The organism is Aeromicrobium phoceense (genome assembly GCF_013868155.1).
Classification (GTDB): Bacteria; Actinomycetota; Actinomycetes; order Propionibacteriales; family Nocardioidaceae; genus Aeromicrobium; species Aeromicrobium phoceense.
On sequence record NZ_JACEOG010000001.1, the window covers coordinates 2,098,922 to 2,114,948 of the forward strand.

12 protein-coding genes are annotated in these 16,027 nt (G+C 69.6%); 9 read left to right on the top strand and 3 right to left on the bottom strand.

Going from position 1 to position 16,027, the window contains the following annotated elements:
- Positions 1 to 36: 36 nt before the first annotated feature.
- The 3 genes from H1W00_RS10100 (at position 37) to H1W00_RS10110 (ending at position 3,937) form a co-directional block, all read left to right on the top strand.
- Positions 37 to 609: a dihydrofolate reductase family protein gene (locus H1W00_RS10100; RefSeq protein WP_181755587.1), complete on the top strand. Its 573-nt coding sequence runs from the start codon at positions 37 to 39 to the stop codon at positions 607 to 609.
- Between the two features lie 57 nt (positions 610 to 666).
- A complete protein-coding gene (gene uvrB / locus H1W00_RS10105; RefSeq protein ID WP_181755588.1) occupies positions 667 to 2,751 on the top strand; it encodes an excinuclease ABC subunit UvrB in 2,085 nt (694 codons plus the stop codon).
- 184 nt (positions 2,752 to 2,935) lie between these two features.
- Positions 2,936 to 3,937, top strand: coding sequence for a TerC/Alx family metal homeostasis membrane protein (locus tag H1W00_RS10110; RefSeq protein WP_181755589.1), 1,002 nt, complete (start codon positions 2,936 to 2,938; stop codon positions 3,935 to 3,937).
- Positions 3,938 to 3,953: 16 nt separating this feature from the next.
- Here H1W00_RS10110 and H1W00_RS10115 read toward each other — a convergent pair whose 3' ends face one another.
- Positions 3,954 to 5,360 (bottom strand): APC family permease, encoded by a 1,407-nt coding sequence (locus H1W00_RS10115; protein ID WP_181755590.1) that lies wholly within the window; start codon positions 5,358 to 5,360, stop codon positions 3,954 to 3,956.
- Positions 5,361 to 5,463: 103 nt separating this feature from the next.
- On the opposite strand from H1W00_RS10115, the gene H1W00_RS10120 reads away from it, so the two are divergent.
- The gene (locus H1W00_RS10120) at positions 5,464 to 6,741 is read left to right on the top strand and encodes a cytochrome P450 (RefSeq protein WP_181756241.1); all 1,278 of its coding nucleotides are present in this window, start codon (positions 5,464 to 5,466) and stop codon (positions 6,739 to 6,741) included.
- A gap of 46 nt (positions 6,742 to 6,787) precedes the next feature.
- Here the strand turns inward: H1W00_RS10120 and H1W00_RS10125 are convergent, their stop codons facing one another.
- Entirely contained in the window at positions 6,788 to 7,441 is a 654-nt protein-coding gene (locus H1W00_RS10125) for an MBL fold metallo-hydrolase (RefSeq protein WP_181755591.1), read from the bottom strand.
- Between the two features lie 18 nt (positions 7,442 to 7,459).
- Positions 7,460 to 8,254, bottom strand: a complete 795-nt coding sequence (locus H1W00_RS10130) for a DUF429 domain-containing protein (protein ID WP_181755592.1) — start codon at positions 8,252 to 8,254, stop codon at positions 7,460 to 7,462.
- 57 nt (positions 8,255 to 8,311) lie between these two features.
- Between H1W00_RS10130 and uvrA the strand changes: the two genes are divergently transcribed.
- Genes uvrA through whiA form a run of 5 tightly spaced genes read left to right on the top strand, consistent with a single transcriptional unit; the run spans position 8,312 to position 16,001 of the window.
- Positions 8,312 to 11,170 carry an excinuclease ABC subunit UvrA gene (gene uvrA / locus H1W00_RS10135; protein WP_181755593.1) on the top strand — a complete coding sequence of 953 codons (2,859 nt, stop codon included), beginning with the start codon at positions 8,312 to 8,314 and terminating at the stop codon, positions 11,168 to 11,170.
- 18 nt (positions 11,171 to 11,188) lie between these two features.
- Entirely contained in the window at positions 11,189 to 13,132 is a 1,944-nt protein-coding gene (gene uvrC, locus H1W00_RS10140) for an excinuclease ABC subunit UvrC (protein ID WP_181755594.1), read from the top strand.
- Between the two features lie 8 nt (positions 13,133 to 13,140).
- Complete coding sequence (rapZ, locus tag H1W00_RS10145; RefSeq protein ID WP_181755595.1) at positions 13,141 to 14,004, top strand: RNase adapter RapZ; 864 nt, start codon at positions 13,141 to 13,143, stop codon at positions 14,002 to 14,004.
- Positions 14,001 to 14,966, top strand: coding sequence for a gluconeogenesis factor YvcK family protein (locus tag H1W00_RS10150; protein ID WP_181755596.1), 966 nt, complete (start codon positions 14,001 to 14,003; stop codon positions 14,964 to 14,966). Before rapZ ends, H1W00_RS10150 begins: the two co-directional genes overlap by 4 nt.
- A gap of 51 nt (positions 14,967 to 15,017) precedes the next feature.
- A complete protein-coding gene (gene whiA / locus H1W00_RS10155) occupies positions 15,018 to 16,001 on the top strand; it encodes a DNA-binding protein WhiA (RefSeq protein ID WP_181755597.1) in 984 nt (327 codons plus the stop codon).
- Positions 16,002 to 16,027: the final 26 nt, after the last annotated feature.

Below are 16,027 nucleotides of genomic sequence, written 5' to 3' on the forward strand. Positions count from 1 at the left end.
CGTCGTACGGTCGGACCACCGAGACGGGGAGGCCAGATGCACGACGTGACGTACTCGATGGGCCTGTCGCTCGACGGCTACATCGTCGGGCCGGACGGGGGATTCGACTGGGGCGCCCCGGAGGAGCAGATCAGCGACGTCATGGAGATCTCGATGGACGAGATCCAAGGCGTCTCCACCCACCTCATGGGCCGGCGGATCTACGAGACGATGCTCTACTGGGAGACCGCCGCCGAGGACCCGGACCTGGGGGAGCAGGAGCGCCGCTGGACCGAGCTGTGGAACCCGTTGCCCAAGGTCGTGTTCTCGCGCACGCTCACCGAGGTGGAGGGCGCGGCGCGGCTGGCCAACGGCTCCCTGCAGGAGGAGATCGAGCGGCTCAAGGCCGAGCCCGGCGACGGCGACATCGCGATCGCCGGGGCCACGCTGGCGGCGCAGGCCGCCGACCTCGGCCTCATCGACGAGTACCGCCTGCGGGTCAGCCCGGTGCTGGTGGGCGGCGGCATCCCCTACTTCACACGCGGTCGCCAGCACGTCGACCTCGAGCTCGTCGAGAGCCGGGAGTGCGCCGCGGGGCTGATGTACCTGCGGTACCGCGTCCGGCGCTGATCGCCCTGCGGATCCTTCCGCGCGATTCTGTCGGTGTCCGCCCGTAGGCTCGAAGGCATGAGACCCGTCTCCGAACTCACGCGGCAGGTGGCACCGTTCGAGGTCGTCTCCGACTACCAGCCCGCCGGCGACCAGCCCGCCGCGATCGCCGAGATCACCAAACGCATCCAGGGTGGCACCGACGACGTCGTGCTGATGGGTGCCACCGGCACCGGCAAGACGGCCACCACCGCCTGGCTCGCCGAGCAGCTGCAGCGCCCGATGCTCGTGATGCTGCCGAACAAGACCCTCGCCGCGCAGTTCGCCAACGAGCTGCGCGAGCTGCTGCCGAACAACGCCGTCGAGTACTTCGTCTCGTACTACGACTACTACCAGCCCGAGGCGTACATCGCGCAGAGCGACACCTACATCGAGAAGGACTCCTCGATCAACGAGGAGGTCGAGCGGCTGCGCCACTCGGCCACGTGGTCGCTGCTCACGCGGCGCGACGTCATCGTGGTGGCCACCGTGTCGTGCATCTACGGCCTCGGCTCTGCGCAGGAGTACCTGAACCGGATGATCGGGTTCAAGGTCGGCGACGAGATGGGCCGCGACCACCTGCTGCGCACGCTCGTGCAGGCGCAGTACGTCCGCAACGACGTCAGCGCCACGCGCGGCACCTTCCGCGTCAAGGGCGACACCGTCGAGATCTTCCCCGTCTACCAGGAGATGGCGGTGCGGGTGGAGTTCTTCGGCGACGAGATCGAGCGGCTGATGACGCTGCACCCGCTCACCGGCGAGGTGCTCAGCGACGACCAGGAGCTCTTCGTCGGCGCGGCCACCCACTACGCGGCCGGCCCCGAGATCATGGTGCGCGCGATCGAGCGCATCAAGGCCGAGCTGGAGGAGCGGCTCGCGGTGCTCGAGCGCGAGAACAAGCTGCTCGAGGCCCAGCGACTGCGCATGCGCACCACGTACGACCTCGAGATGATGGAGCAGGTCGGCACCTGCTCGGGCATCGAGAACTACTCGCTGCACATGGACGGACGGCCGCCAGGATCGGCGCCGAACTGCCTGCTCGACTACTTCCCGAAGGACTTCGTCCTCGTCGTCGACGAGTCCCACGTCACGATCCCGCAGATCGGCGCGATGTACGAGGGCGACATGAGCCGCAAGCGCTCGCTCGTCGAGCACGGCTTCCGGCTGCCCAGCGCGATGGACAACCGGCCGCTCAAGTGGCCCGAGTTCCTCCAGCGGATCGGCCAGACCGTCTACCTCTCGGCCACGCCGGGCGACTACGAGATGAACAAGGTCGAGGGCGACGTCGTCGAGCAGGTCATCCGCCCCACCGGCCTGATCGACCCCGAGGTCGTCGTCAAGCCGACGAAGGGCCAGATCGACGACCTCATCGGCGAGATCAACGACCGCGTCGCCAAGAACGAGCGCGTCCTGGTCACCACGCTGACCAAGAAGATGTCCGAGGACCTCACCGACTACCTGCTGGAGGCAGGCATCCGCACCCGCTACCTGCACAGCGAGGTCGACACGCTGCGCCGCGTCGAGCTGCTGCGCGAGCTCCGGATGGGGGAGTACGACGTCCTCGTCGGCATCAACCTGCTGCGTGAGGGCCTCGACCTCCCCGAGGTCAGCCTCGTGGCGATCCTCGACGCCGACAAGGAGGGCTTCCTGCGCTCGGGTCGCTCGTTGATCCAGACGATCGGCCGCGCGGCGCGCAACGTCTCCGGTCAGGTGATCATGTACGCCGACCGCATCACCGACTCGATGGAGAAGGCGATCGACGAGACCAACCGTCGCCGGGCCAAGCAGGTCGCCTACAACACCGAGCGCGGCATCGATCCGCAGCCGCTGCGCAAGAAGATCGGCGACATCACCGACATGCTCGCCCGCGAGGACGAGGACACCCGCGCCCTGCTCGCCGCCACGGGCGACCACAAGCGCAAGGGCGCGGCCGTCCCGCTGGGCCAGCACACGAAGGGTCTCGCCGACCTGCCCTCGGGCGAGCTGGCGTCGCTCATCGACCAGCTCTCCCAGCAGATGCACCAGGCCGCGGCCGACCTGCAGTTCGAGGTCGCGGCGCGCCTGCGCGACGAGATCGGCGAGCTCAAGCGAGAGCTCCGCGGAATGATGAGCGCCGGCACCTGAGTTGGCGCCCGCTTCGCGGCGCTGTCAGACTGGTCCGCGGAGGGGAGTATTCCCATCACCGGCGTGTCGTCAGCACGGGGGTCATCGTCGACCACCCCGGGGCGCCGGACCGGCCACATCTGCATTCCGGTGGAAGAGACCTCCGAGTCCTTGATGACCCGGAGAGAGAAGCAGAGGAACGCCTGTGAACGTCAGCACGCTCGAGTGGGGTGTCACCATCGCGGTGACGATCGCCATCCTGCTGTTCGACATCGTCGTGATCGCCCGCAAGCCGCACGAGCCCACCACGAAGGAGTGCGCGCTCTACCTGTCGTTCTACATCGGCCTGGCCATCGCGTTCGGCGCGTGGGTCTGGGGCTTCCACGGCAGTCAGTACGGCGTGGAGTTCTACGCCGGCTGGCTCACCGAGTACAGCCTGTCGATCGACAACCTGTTCATCTTCATCATCATCATGAGCAGCTTCGCCGTCCCGCGGAAGTACCAGCAGGAGGCGCTGCTCGTCGGCATCATCCTGGCGCTGATCTTCCGCGGCATCTTCATCGCGCTCGGCGCGGTGGCGATCAACGAGTTCTCGTGGGTCTTCTACATCTTCGGCGCCTTCCTGCTCTACACGGCGGTCAAGCTGGCGAAGAACGACGACGAGGACGAGGACGTCGAGAACGCCGTCGTCCGGTTCGCCCGCAAGCGCTTCAACCTGAGCGACCAGTGGGACGGCCTGAAGCTGGTCGTCCGCGAGAACGGCCGGCGCGCGATCACGCCGATGGCGCTGGTCATCATCGCGCTCGGCACCACCGACATCCTGTTCGCGCTCGACTCGATCCCGGCCATCTTCGGCCTCACGCAGGAGCCGTACATCGTCTTCACCGCGAACGTCTTCGCGCTGATGGGCCTGCGCCAGCTGTACTTCCTGCTCGGCGACCTGCTGCAGCGTCTGGTGTTCCTGTCCTACGGCCTGGCGTTCCTGCTGTTCTACATCGGCATCAAGCTCGTCCTGCACGCACTGCACGAGAACGAGCTGCCGTTCATCAACGGCGGTGAGCCGGTGCACCACATCGGTCCGATCCCGGTCCCCGAGGTGCCCACCCTGCTGAGCCTGGGCGTCATCATCGCGACGCTCACGATCACGGCCGTGGCCAGCCTCTGGTACTCCAACAAGTACCCCGACCGGGTGGGCGGCGGCCACTGACCCCGAGCGGCTGGGGTCAGGGGATGTCGTGCGGCGGAAGGTCGTCCGGCGCCCCGACCTCCAGCCGCTCGCCCCGGCGGCGGCTGAGGAAGTACATCGGGACCGACAGCACGAGGCCGATCACCAGCAGGATCCCCGCGATCTCGTACTGCTCACCCGGCCGGCCCGACAGCGGCGTCACGAGGTAGACGCACGTCACGATGCCGAGCACCGCGATCGGCGCCCGGGTCGAGAAGTGGGAGTGCTCGACGGTGTCCTTGCGCAGCACCAGCACGGCGGTGTTCACGACCGCGAAGACGGCCAGCAGCAGCAGGCTCGTCGTGCCGCCGAGGATGGCGACCGCCTCGGTGCTGGCGTTCGAGACGTAGGCGATCAGGCCCAGCGCCAGGCCGGTGGTCAGCGCGATCGACGCCCAGGGCGTCTGGCGCTTGCTGATCTTCGACAGGCTCCGGGGGATGATGCCCTGCTTCGCCATGCCGTACAGGAGCCGGCTGGCCATCAGCATGTTGATCAGGGCCGAGTTCGCGACGGCGAACATCGAGATGAACGGCAGGATCTGGTCGATCGGGACGCCGGGCGCGCCCTGCTCGACCACGGTGACCAGCGGGGTGTCGTTCCCGGCGAGCTCCCCGATGGGCACGATCGCCACGGCGCAGATCGACACGAGGATGTAGATCACGCCGGTGACTCCCAGGCCGGTCAGCATGATCTTGGGGAAGATGCGGTTCGGCTCGTGGCACTCCTCGGCCATGTTGACGGCGTCCTCGAAGCCGACCATCGCGAAGAACGCCAGCGAGGTGGCGGTGGTCGCCGCGAGGAACACGTTCTTGTCGTCGGGTGTCTCGAACGCGACGACCGCGCCCCAGTCGGCGTTGCCGCCCGCGATCGCCCAGAGGCCCACCATGATCACCAGGAGCAGGCCCGAGAGCTCGATGAGCGTCAGCACGACGTTGGTCTTCACGCCCTCGCTCACGCCGCGCAGGTTGATGGCGGCGATCAGGAGCATGAATCCGAGCGCGATGAGCATGATCTCGAAGTTCGACGCCTCCCAGTCGAAGCCCACGGCGAGGTTGGCCGCGAACGCGCGTGCCGCGGTGGAGGCGGACGTGATGCCCGAGCACATCACGGTGAAGGCCACCATGAACGTGAACAGGTGGATGCCGAAGGCCTTGTGCACGTACAGCGCGGCGCCGGCGGCCTGCGGGTACTTCGTCACCAGCTCGAGGTACGAGAGCGCCGTCAGCAGCGCCACGCCGAAGGCGACGAGGAACGGCAGCCATGCCGCGCCGCCGACCTCCGCCGCGACCTGCCCCGTGAGCGCGTAGACGCCCGTGCCGAGGATGTCGCCGATGATGAACAGCAGTAGGAGCTTGGGTCCGAGGACCCGCCTGAGCTCGGTGGGCTGGTCGGTGCTGGTGGCCATGGCTCCCCCTACGTAGGTTGCCTACACCTTCGTCCCACGCGCCCGAAACGGCAACCGGGCACGGATCCGAACCCCGGACCGATATCGTGTGCGGGTGAGACTGATGCGGGGAATCCGCTCGAAGGTGGTGTCGTCGCTGGCCCGGCGGCACGTCGCCAAGCGCGGAATCGACCTCGCGAGCTTCTCCTTCATCCCCGAGCCCACGAAGGCCCCGCTCCAGCGGATCGGCCTCGACCCGGTGCCCAAGATGGCCCGACTCCGGCGTGAGGAGCCCCTGCACCGGCTCGACCTGCCGTTCGACTTCACCGCCTACCTGGTCACCGGGTACGAGGAGTCGCGTCAGGTGATGACGGCGCGCGACACGTACTCCACCGACATCCGCCACCTGTTCTCTGGTGACGGTCCCGCGACGTCGGACGACATCGGGGGACTGGGCTTCACCGACCCGCCCGTGCACACCCGGCTGCGGAAGATCATCACGCCGGAGTTCACAATGCGCCGGCTCGCGCGTCTGGAGCCGATGATCGAGCAGATCGTCGACCGTGCCCTCGACGACCTCGAGGCGGCCGGCCCCCACGTCGACCTCGCGAAGACCTTCGCGTTCCCGATCCCGTTCAACACGATCTGCGCGCTGCTGGGTCTGGACTACGAGGACACGCAGGCCTTCTCGAAGCTGGGCAGCGCCCGCTTCGACGCGACCAACGGGGGAGCGGCGGCCTTCGGCGCGGTCTCCGAGCAGCGCGAGTTCCTCTTCGACGCGGTCGCTCGCCAGCGCAAGGAGCCCGGACCCGGGCTCATCGGCCAGATCATCCGCGACGAGGGCGAGCTGATCAGCGACCGTGACCTCGCGGGACTCGCCGACGGCGTGTTCACCGGTGGTTACGAGACCACCGCAGGGATGATCGCGCTCAGCACCATCATGCTGTCGCGGGACCGGGCCTACGCCGATCTCGTGCGATCGGGCAACCGCGAGACCCTCGACCGGGTCATCGAGGAACTGCTGCGCTACTTCGCCGTCGTGCAGGTCGCGTTCCCGCGCTTCGCGAAGCAGGACATGGACCTGTTCGGGACGAAGGTGAAGGCCGGCGACGTCCTGCTGGTCTCCCTGAGCAGCGCCAACCGCGACGAGTCCAGCGCCGGCGCGGGCGCCGACGCCTTCGACCCGCTGCGGATCCCCACGAGCGGCCACCTGGCGTTCGGCCACGGCATCCACCGGTGCATCGGCGCCGAGCTGGCCCGCATGGAGCTGCGCATCGCGCTGCCGAAGCTGCTGCGCCGCTTCCCGGACCTGAGCCTGGCCGTCCCCGAGTCCGACCTGGAGTTCCGCCAGCTCAGCTTCGTCTTCGGCATCGAGTCGCTCCCCGTCACGCTTACCCGCTGAGACCGACTCGGCTACAGGAACTCAGCCATGGCGAAGCAGCCGCAGGCTACCACCCCCGGGCGCGCCAGTCCGACAGGTTCGGCCGCTCCGCGCCCAAAGTGGAGTCGTCGCCGTGGCCCGGGTAGAACCACGTGTCGTCGTCGAACCGGGCGAACAGCTTGGACTCGACCTCGCCGCACAGCCGCATGAAGTCGTCGGGCGACCACGTGCGGCCGACGCCGCCGGGGAACAGGGAGTCGCCGGTGAACAGGTGGGTGACGCCGTCGGGGTCGTCGTACACCAGCACGATCGAGCCGGGCGTGTGTCCGACGACCTCGATCACCTCGAGCTCGCACGAGCCGACCCGCACCCGAGCGCCCGTGCGGACCCGGACGTCGACCTCGACGGGCAGCTCGTCCGCGTCGTCCTCGCCCGCGACGGTCTCGGCCCCCGTGGCAGCCACGACCTCGGCGAGCGCCTGCCAGTGGTCGGCGTGCCGGTGGGTCGTGATGACCCTCGCCAGGCCGGCATCGCCGACCAGCTCCAGGAGCCGTCCGGCCTCGTCCGCGGCGTCGATCAGCACCTGCTCGCCGGTGAGCGCGCAGCGCAGCAGGTAGGCGTTGTTGGCCATCGGTCCCACGGCGATCTTCGTGATCACCAGGTCGCCGGCCTCGCGGGTGTCGGGCGCGCCGCCGACCGTGACCTCTCCCGTGTACGTCATGGCTTCGACGTTAGTGGATCAGTCGATCTCTGTGACCGGCTGTTCGGCGGTGGCCTGTCCGACGGTGTGGTAACGGAGGTTGACGATGTCGTGCACGGTCGTACCGCGCCTTGGAACGTGGATCCAGCCCTCCGTCTTGGCGAATGGCTCATAGTCCTTGCTGGGTGGATCGATGAGATCCGTCCCGACCGCGCGGGCGACGACTGCACAAACCACAGCGTCGAAAGCGTCGTCGGACCTCCCCGCCAGTTCCCGGAACTCGCCGAGATCGATTCCCGCGTCCTCCATCTGACTCAAGGACGTCGCCCTAACGGACTCACCGATCGGCTTCTTGTACCTGCGATGAGCCATGTCCCACACGCTCAAGGCAGCGGCGGGGTAGACCTCGGCTATTCGTCCGCTCCCGTCGAGTGGGAAGTCCTCCGCCGGCTCAAGGCGGGCGATCAGCGAGGACAAGCGGATGGCCACGTGCCCGAGCTTGTCTGCCGAGACGCTCAGAGGCTGCACTCCGAACTCCTCTCGCACCCAGTGGTCAGTAGCGCGGTGGGTGTATTTGCCCCGCCAGCGGAGCGCCGCGGTGTCCACCGGCGATCGGGGATGCCCGGCCACGAGGTCTTTGAAGTCCGAGGGCCACCCGAAAGGACAGTCGATGCCGACGCGCCCGTCCGAGTTCCGGATCTCCTCGAGGAGGGCCCCGTCGTCAACGCCGAGGTCGAGCCGGGTGACTGTTGCCTTTCCCTCTGACCACTTCACCTCGGCCAGCGCCGTCTTCTTCGCGTCCGCTGCCAGGTCGATTCCGACGGTCGTTGCCATGCCGAGCACCGTAGCGCTCAGGAGGTTTCTGTCAGGGCACCTCAGTACGCTGGACAGGTGAACGATCGTCTCGTGGTGAGGGGTGCGCGCGAGCACAACCTCAAGGATGTCTCCGTCGATCTACCCCGTGACTCACTCATCGTGTTCACGGGGCTGTCGGGCTCGGGCAAGTCGTCCCTGGCGTTCGACACCATCTTCGCCGAGGGCCAGCGCCGCTACGTCGAGTCGCTCTCGGCGTACGCCCGCCAGTTCCTGGGCCAGATGGACAAGCCGGACGTCGACTTCATCGAGGGCCTGTCGCCCGCGGTGTCGATCGACCAGAAGTCCACCTCGCGCAACCCGCGGTCCACCGTCGGCACGATCACCGAGGTCTACGACTACCTGCGCCTGCTCTACGCGCGCGCCGGCCGGCCCCACTGCCCCACGTGCGGCGAGCCCATCGCCCGCCAGACGCCGCAGCAGATCGTCGACCGCATCCAGGACGACGAGGAGGGCACCCGCTTCCAGGTCCTCGCCCCGGTGATCCGCGGCCGCAAGGGCGAGTACCTCGAGCTCTTCCGCCAGCTCCAGCAGTCCGGCTTCAGCCGCGCGATCGTCGACGGCGAGATGATCATGCTCGCCGACGAGCCGCCCAAGCTGGCGAAGCAGAAGAAGCACACGATCGAGGTCGTCGTCGACCGCCTCACGGTCAAGCCCTCGTCCAAGCAGCGCCTCACCGAGTCCGTCGAGACGGCCCTCGGCCTGGCCGACGGCATCGTGATCATCGACTACGTCAGCCTCGACGAGAAGGACCCGGCGCGCCGTCGCCGCTTCTCCGAGCGCCTCGCGTGCCCCAACGACCACCCACTGCAGGTCGACGAGCTCGAGCCGCGCTCGTTCTCCTTCAACGCTCCTTACGGCGCGTGCCCCGAGTGCCACGGCCTCGGCTCGCGCAAGGAGGTGGACGCCGAGCTCCTGGTCCCCGACCCCGAGAAGACCCTCGCCGAAGGCGCGATCACGGCGTGGACCTACACCCAGGTCTCCGACTACTTTCTGCGCCTCATGCGCTCGCTCGGCGACGAGCTCGGCTTCGACGTCGACACCAAGTGGGCCGACCTGAAGCCCGAGTTCCAGGACGCGCTGCTGAACGGGCACTCCACGAAGGTGCACGTCCAGTACAAGAACCGCTACGGCCGCCAGCGGTCGTACTGGGCCGAGTTCGAGGGCGCGAAGGCGTTCGTCGAGCGCCGCCACGCCGAGACCGACTCCGACACGAGCCGCGACCGGCTCGAAGGGTTCATGCGCGAGGTCCCGTGCCCCGCGTGCGGCGGCACCCGCCTCAAGCCCGTGATCCTGGCCGTCACGCTCGAGTCCGAGCGCTTCGGCGCCAAGAACATCGCCGAGCTCTGCCACCAGTCGATCGCCGAGGCGGCCGACTTCCTGCAGGACCTGGTGATGAGCGATCGCGAGCGCCAGATCGGCGAGCGCGTGCTCAAGGAGATCCACGAGCGCCTGCGGTTCCTTCTCGACGTCGGCCTCGACTACCTGGCGCTGGATCGCGCCGCCGGCTCGCTGTCGGGCGGCGAGGCCCAGCGCATCCGGCTCGCCACCCAGATCGGCGCCGGCCTCGTCGGCGTCCTGTACGTGCTCGACGAGCCGTCGATCGGCCTGCACCAGCGCGACAACCACCGCCTCATCGAGACGCTCGTGCGCCTCAAGAACCTCGGCAACACGCTGATCGTCGTCGAGCACGACGAGGACACCGTGCGCGCCGCGGACTGGGTCGTCGACATCGGCCCCGGTGCGGGCGAGCACGGCGGCCAGGTCATCGTGTCCGGCCCCGTCGAGGACCTGCTCAACAGTCCCGACTCGCTCACCGGCGCCTACCTGTCGGGTCGCCAGTCGATCCCCGTTCCCGAGGTCCGTCGTCCCCGCGACAAGGGCCGCCAGCTCGTCGTGAAGGGCGCCCGCGAGAACAACCTCAAGAACGTCGACGTGGCCTTCCCGCTCGGCCAGCTGGTCTCGGTCACGGGCGTCTCCGGCTCCGGCAAGTCCACGCTGGTGAACGACATCCTCTACACGTCGCTCGCCCGCCAGATCTACAAGGCGCGCACCATCCCGGGCCGCCACCGCACGATCGAGGGCACCGACCAGGTCGACAAGGTCATCCACGTCGACCAGTCGCCGATCGGCCGCACCCCGCGGTCCAACCCGGCCACCTACACCGGCGTCTTCGACCACGTCCGCAAGCTGTTCGCGCAGACGCCCGAGGCGAAGATGCGTGGCTACCAGCAGGGCCGCTTCTCGTTCAACATCAAGGGCGGTCGCTGCGAGGCCTGCCACGGCGACGGCACGATCAAGATCGAGATGAACTTCCTGCCCGACGTCTACGTGCCGTGCGAGGTCTGCCACGGCGCCCGGTACAACCGCGAGACGCTCGAGGTGCGCTACAAGGGCAAGACCATCGCCGAGGTGCTCGACATGCCCATCGAGGAGGGCGTCGAGTTCTTCGAGGCGATCCCCGCGATCGCTCGCCACCTGCGCACCCTCGTCGACGTCGGCCTGGGCTACGTGCGCCTGGGCCAGCCCGCGCCCACTCTGTCCGGCGGCGAGGCGCAGCGCGTGAAGCTGGCCTCCGAGCTGCAGAAGCGCTCCACCGGCCGCACCGTCTACGTGCTCGACGAGCCGACGACGGGCCTGCACTTCGAGGACATCCGCAAGCTCCTCATCGTGCTCCAGCGCCTCGTCGACACCGGGAACTCGGTCATCGTCATCGAGCACAACCTCGACGTCATCAAGGCCTCGGACTGGCTCATCGACATGGGCCCCGAGGGCGGCAGCGGCGGCGGCACGGTCGTCGCGCAGGGCACCCCCGAGGACGTGGCGGCACATCCCGACTCGCACACCGGCCGGTTCCTCAAGCCCCTCCTGTCATGAGCGGGCGGGGGAGCGACCGTGGCTGATCCGTCCACCTACCGGCCGCGGCCGGGAGAGATCCCGACCAGTCCGGGCGTCTACAAGTTCCGCGACGAGCAGGGGCGGGTCATCTACGTCGGCAAGGCCAAGAGCCTGCGGCCGCGCCTGAGCTCGTACTTCCAGGACCTCGGCAACCTGCACCCGCGCACGCACCAGATGGTCACCACCGCCGCGTCGGTGGAGTGGACCGTCGTCAACACCGAGGTTGAGGCGCTGGCGCTGGAGTACTCCTGGATCAAGGAGTACGACCCGCGGTTCAACGTCAAGTACCGCGACGACAAGTCCTACCCGTGGCTCGCGGTCACGGTGGGCGAGGAGATCCCGCGCGTCCTGGTGATGCGCGGAGCCCAGCGCAAGGGAGTCCGGTACTTCGGCCCCTACGGGCACGCCTGGGCGATCCGCGACACGGTCGACACCCTGCTCCGCGTGTTCCCGATGCGCTCGTGCAGCGCCGGAGTGTTCAAGCGAGCCAGGGCGGCGGGTCGGCCGTGCCTGCTCGGCGACATCGGCAAGTGCTCGGCGCCGTGCGTCGGGCGCGTCTCCCCGGAGGAGCACCGCGACATCGTCGACGACTTCCTCTCGTTCATGGGCGGCCAGACCGCCGGCTTCGAGCGGGGGATCGAGCAGCGCATGCGCGACGCCGCGGCGTCGCAGGAGGACGAGCTGGCCGCGAAGTACCGCGACGACCTGATGGCGATGCGCCGTGTCCTGGAGAAGCAGTCGGTCGTCCTGGGCGACGGCACCGACGCCGACGTCCTGGGCTTCGTCGACGATCCGCTCGAGGTCGCCGTCCAGATCTTCAACGTCCGCGGTGGTCGCATCCGGGGCCAGCGCGGGTGGGTCGCCGACAAGGGCGACGACGCCGGGCTGCCCGAGCTCGTGCAGAACGCCCTGATGACGCTGTACGCCGACGTCGTACCCTCGGCGATCCCGCGTGAGGTGCTCGTCCCGGCGCTGCCCGCCGACCACGAGGCGGTCGCCGAGCTGCTCACCGAGCGCCGCGGGGCGAAGGTCACGATCCGCGTCCCGCGCCGGGGCGACAAGCGGGCACTGCTCGACACCGTCGAGCAGAACGCGAAGCAGGCGATCGCCCGCCACAAGCTCAAGCGCTCGGGCGACCTCACCACCCGCAGCCGGGCCCTGGAGGAGATCCAGATGGCCCTCGATCTCCCGTCGCCGCCGCTGCGGATCGAGTGCTTCGACGTCTCGAACCTCCAGGGCACCGAGATCGTGGCGTCGATGGTGGTCTTCGAGGACGGCCTGCCGCGCAAGTCCGAGTACCGTCGCTTCACCGTGCGCCACGAGGGCCAGAGCGACGTCGCCGCGATGCACGAGGTCATCACGCGCCGGTTCGCCCACCACCTGCGCGCCCTGGAGCGCCAGGGCGACGCCGAGCCGGGCATCGATCCCGAGACGGGCAAGCCGCGCCGGTTCGCCTACGCGCCGTCGCTCGTCGTGGTCGACGGCGGTCCGCCGCAGGTCGCCGCCGCGAAGCAGGCGATGGACGCGCTCGGCATCAAGGACGTCGCACTCTGCGGCCTGGCCAAGCGGCTCGAGGAGGTGTGGCTGCCCGACGACGAGGATCCCGTGATCCTGCCGCGCACCAGCGAGGGGCTCTACCTGCTGCAGCGCGTGCGCGACGAGGCCCACCGCTTCGCGATCACCCACCACCGCCAGCGGCGCAGCAAGTCGATGGTCGAGAGCCTGCTCGATCCGGTGCCCGGGCTCGGCGACAGCCGGCGTCGTGCGCTGATGAAGCACTTCGGCTCGCTCAAGAAGCTGCGCGCCGCGACCGTGGAGGAAATCACGGTCGTGCCCGGGATCGGCCCCGCTACGGCAGAATCCATCGTGGCGGCGCTCCACGAGGGAGAACCGCCGGCGCCGGCCGTGAACATGGCCACCGGCGAGATCCTGGAGGACTGAGACCGACCATGACCAAGCTCACCGAGTTCGTCCTCGTCACCGGGATGACCGGCGCGGGCCGCAGCACCGCGGCCAAGGCGCTGGAGAAGCTGGGCTACTACGTGGTCGACAACCTGCCGCCGGGCATGCTCGACGAGCTGGTGTCCTCCGTCGACGCGGCCGAGGACATCGACCGGCTCGCGGTCGTGGTCGACTCCCGCTCCCGCACGTTCTTCTTCGGCCTGGTCGACGCGATCGAGTCGGTCCTGGACCTCGGCGTGAGGGTCCGCACGCTGTACCTCGAGGCCTCCGACGAGGTCCTCGTGCGGCGCCAGGAGGCGGCACGTCGGCCGCACCCGCTGAGCCGCCAGGGTCGCCTCATGGACGGCTTCGTGCGCGAGCGCGAGCTGCTGCGCACCATCCGTGGCCGCGCCGACATCGTCATCGACACCAGTCGTCTCAACGTCCACCAGCTGGCCCACCGGGTCCGGCAGGCCTTCGAGGTCGAGGACGAGCGCGGGCTCCACGTCACGATCGTGTCCTTCGGCTTCAAGTACGGCATCCCGATCGACGCCGACATGGTGGCCGACATGCGCTTCCTGCCCAACCCGTTCTGGGTCGACGAGCTCCGTCCACTCAGCGGCCAGGACGCCGCGGTGGCCGAGTACGTCCACCGGCAGGAGCGCTCGCAGGAGTTCCTCGACCGGTACGTCGAGCTGCTCTCGATGATCACGAACGGGTTCCTGCAGGAGGACAAGCTGTTCCTCACCGTCGGGATCGGCTGCACCGGCGGCCGCCACCGCAGCGTGGCGATGGCCGAGGCCCTCGCGGACCGGCTGCGGGCCCGCGCCGTCCGCACACTCGTCGTCCACCGCGCCCTGGGCCGCGAATGACGCAGGCGCGGTCCGGGGGCCCCGCCGTCGTCGCCCTCGGCGGAGGGCACGGCCTGGCCGCCACGCTGTCGGCCTTGCGCCAGGTCACCAGCCGGCTCACGGGCATCGTCACGGTCGCCGACAACGGCGGCTCGTCCGGCCGTCTGCGCACCGAGCTCGGCATCCTGCCTCCGGGCGACCTGAGGATGGCGCTGGCCGCGCTGTGCGGAGACGACGACTGGGGCCGCGCGTGGGCCGAGGTCCTGCAGCACCGGTTCGGGGGAGACGGTCCGCTGGCGGGCCACCCCGTCGGCAACCTGCTCCTGGCCGCGCTGTGGGACATGGAGCGCGACCAGGTGGCGGGGCTCGACCTCGTCGCGGAGCTGCTGGGCGCGCAGGGACGCGTGCTGCCGATGGCCAACGTGCCGCTCGACATCGAGGCCGACGTCGACTTCGGCCCGCCCGAGCGGATCGAGCTGGTGCGCGGCCAGGCCGAGGTCGCCACCACGCCCGGCCGGATCCTGGGGGTTCGGCTCGACCCGGGCGACCCGCCGGCCTGCCCCCAGGCCGTCGCCGCGCTCGAGACCGCAGACTGGGTCACGATCGGACCCGGCTCGTGGTTCACCAGCGTCATGCCCACCCTGCTGGTGCCCCAGCTGCGCCAAGCCTTGCTGCGCACGCCGGCCCGCCGCTGCCTGGTCCTCAACCTCGTGGCCCAACCCGGCGAGACTGAGCACCTCACGCCGGAGGAGCACCTCGACGTCCTCGCGGCCCACGCTCCCGACCTACGCCTCGACGTCGTCGTGGCCGACACGTCGGCGGCCCGCGACGTCGACGCTCTCGCCCGCGGGGCCGCCCGGCTCGGCGCTCGGCTGGTGACGGCCGACGTGCGCGCCGCCGGGCAGTCGGGCCAGCACGATCCGGCCGCGCTGGCCGAGGTCTTTGCCACCACGTTCGCCCCCGCGTCACCAGCACAGGCATAGAGTGGCCCGAGCGGACATCTCGGGACGCTGGAACTGGAGGCTGATGAAGCGATGGCGATGACGGCACAGGTCAAGGCGGAAGTGGCCCGGATCCCGGTGACGAAGGCGTGCTGCCGCAAGGCCGAGGTCTCCACGATCCTGCGCTTCTCCGGAGGCCTGCACATCGTCTCGGGCCGGATCGTGATCGAGGCCGAGCTCGACACCGCCGCCGCCGCCCGCCGGCTGCGCCAGGAGATCGCCGAGGTCTACGGGCACGAGAGCGAGATCATCGTCCAGCAGGGTGCCGGGGTCCGCAAGACCACGCTCTACGTCGTGCGCATCGCCCGGGGCGGCGAGCTCCTCGCCCGCCAGACCGGCCTCGTCGACGGCGGCGGCCGCCCCGTCCGTGGCCTCCCGCCGCAGGTCGTCTCGGGTCCGTCGTGCGATGCCGTCGCCGCGTGGCGCGGTGCGTTCCTGGCCCGCGGCTCCCTCACCGAGCCGGGCCGCTCGTCGGCACTGGAGATCGGCTGCCCCGGCCCCGAGGCCGCGCTCGCGATGGTCGGTGCCGCGCGTCGCGTCGGCGTCTCGGCCAAGGCTCGCGAGGTGCGTGGTGGCGACCGCGTCGTCATCCGCGACGGCGAGGCCATCGGTGCGCTGCTGACCCGCCTCGGCGCCCACGAGACGCTGCTGGCCTGGGAGGAGCGCCGGATGCGCCGCGAGGTGCGCGCCACCGCCAACCGGCTCGCCAACTTCGACGACGCCAACCAGCGTCGCTCCGCCCGCGCCGCGGTCGCGGCCGGGGCTCGCGCCCAGCGCGCGCTCGACATCCTCGCCGACGAGGTCCCCGACCACCTGCGCATGGCCGGCGAGCTGCGCGTGCAGCACCGCGAGGCCAGCCTCGAGGAGCTCGGCCAGCTGCACGATCCGCCGCTGACGAAGGACGCGATCGCCGGCCGCATCCGCCGCCTGCTCGCGATGGCGGACAAGCGCGCCCACGATCTGGGGATCGACGACACCGAGGCGGGGCTCAACCCCGATCAGTACGCGGACGGCTGACCGATCCCGAGGGGCGACGCCCGGTG

What these genes read in the sequence shown, in the direction of transcription:
- H1W00_RS10115 (WP_181755590.1), bottom strand. Translation starts at nt 5,360, where the DNA reads ATGGCCACCAGCACCGACCAGCCCACCGAGCTCAGGCGGGTCCTCGGA.
- H1W00_RS10130 (WP_181755592.1), bottom strand. Translation starts at nt 8,254, where the DNA reads ATGGCAACGACCGTCGGAATCGACCTGGCAGCGGACGCGAAGAAGACG.
- H1W00_RS10100 (WP_181755587.1), top strand. Translation starts at nt 37, where the DNA reads ATGCACGACGTGACGTACTCGATGGGCCTGTCGCTCGACGGCTACATC.
- H1W00_RS10125 (WP_181755591.1), bottom strand. Translation starts at nt 7,441, where the DNA reads ATGACGTACACGGGAGAGGTCACGGTCGGCGGCGCGCCCGACACCCGC.
- H1W00_RS10120 (WP_181756241.1), top strand. Translation starts at nt 5,464, where the DNA reads ATGCGGGGAATCCGCTCGAAGGTGGTGTCGTCGCTGGCCCGGCGGCAC.
- H1W00_RS10150 (WP_181755596.1), top strand. Translation starts at nt 14,001, where the DNA reads ATGACGCAGGCGCGGTCCGGGGGCCCCGCCGTCGTCGCCCTCGGCGGA.
- whiA (WP_181755597.1), top strand. Translation starts at nt 15,018, where the DNA reads ATGGCGATGACGGCACAGGTCAAGGCGGAAGTGGCCCGGATCCCGGTG.
- rapZ (WP_181755595.1), top strand. Translation starts at nt 13,141, where the DNA reads ATGACCAAGCTCACCGAGTTCGTCCTCGTCACCGGGATGACCGGCGCG.
- uvrB (WP_181755588.1), top strand. Translation starts at nt 667, where the DNA reads ATGAGACCCGTCTCCGAACTCACGCGGCAGGTGGCACCGTTCGAGGTC.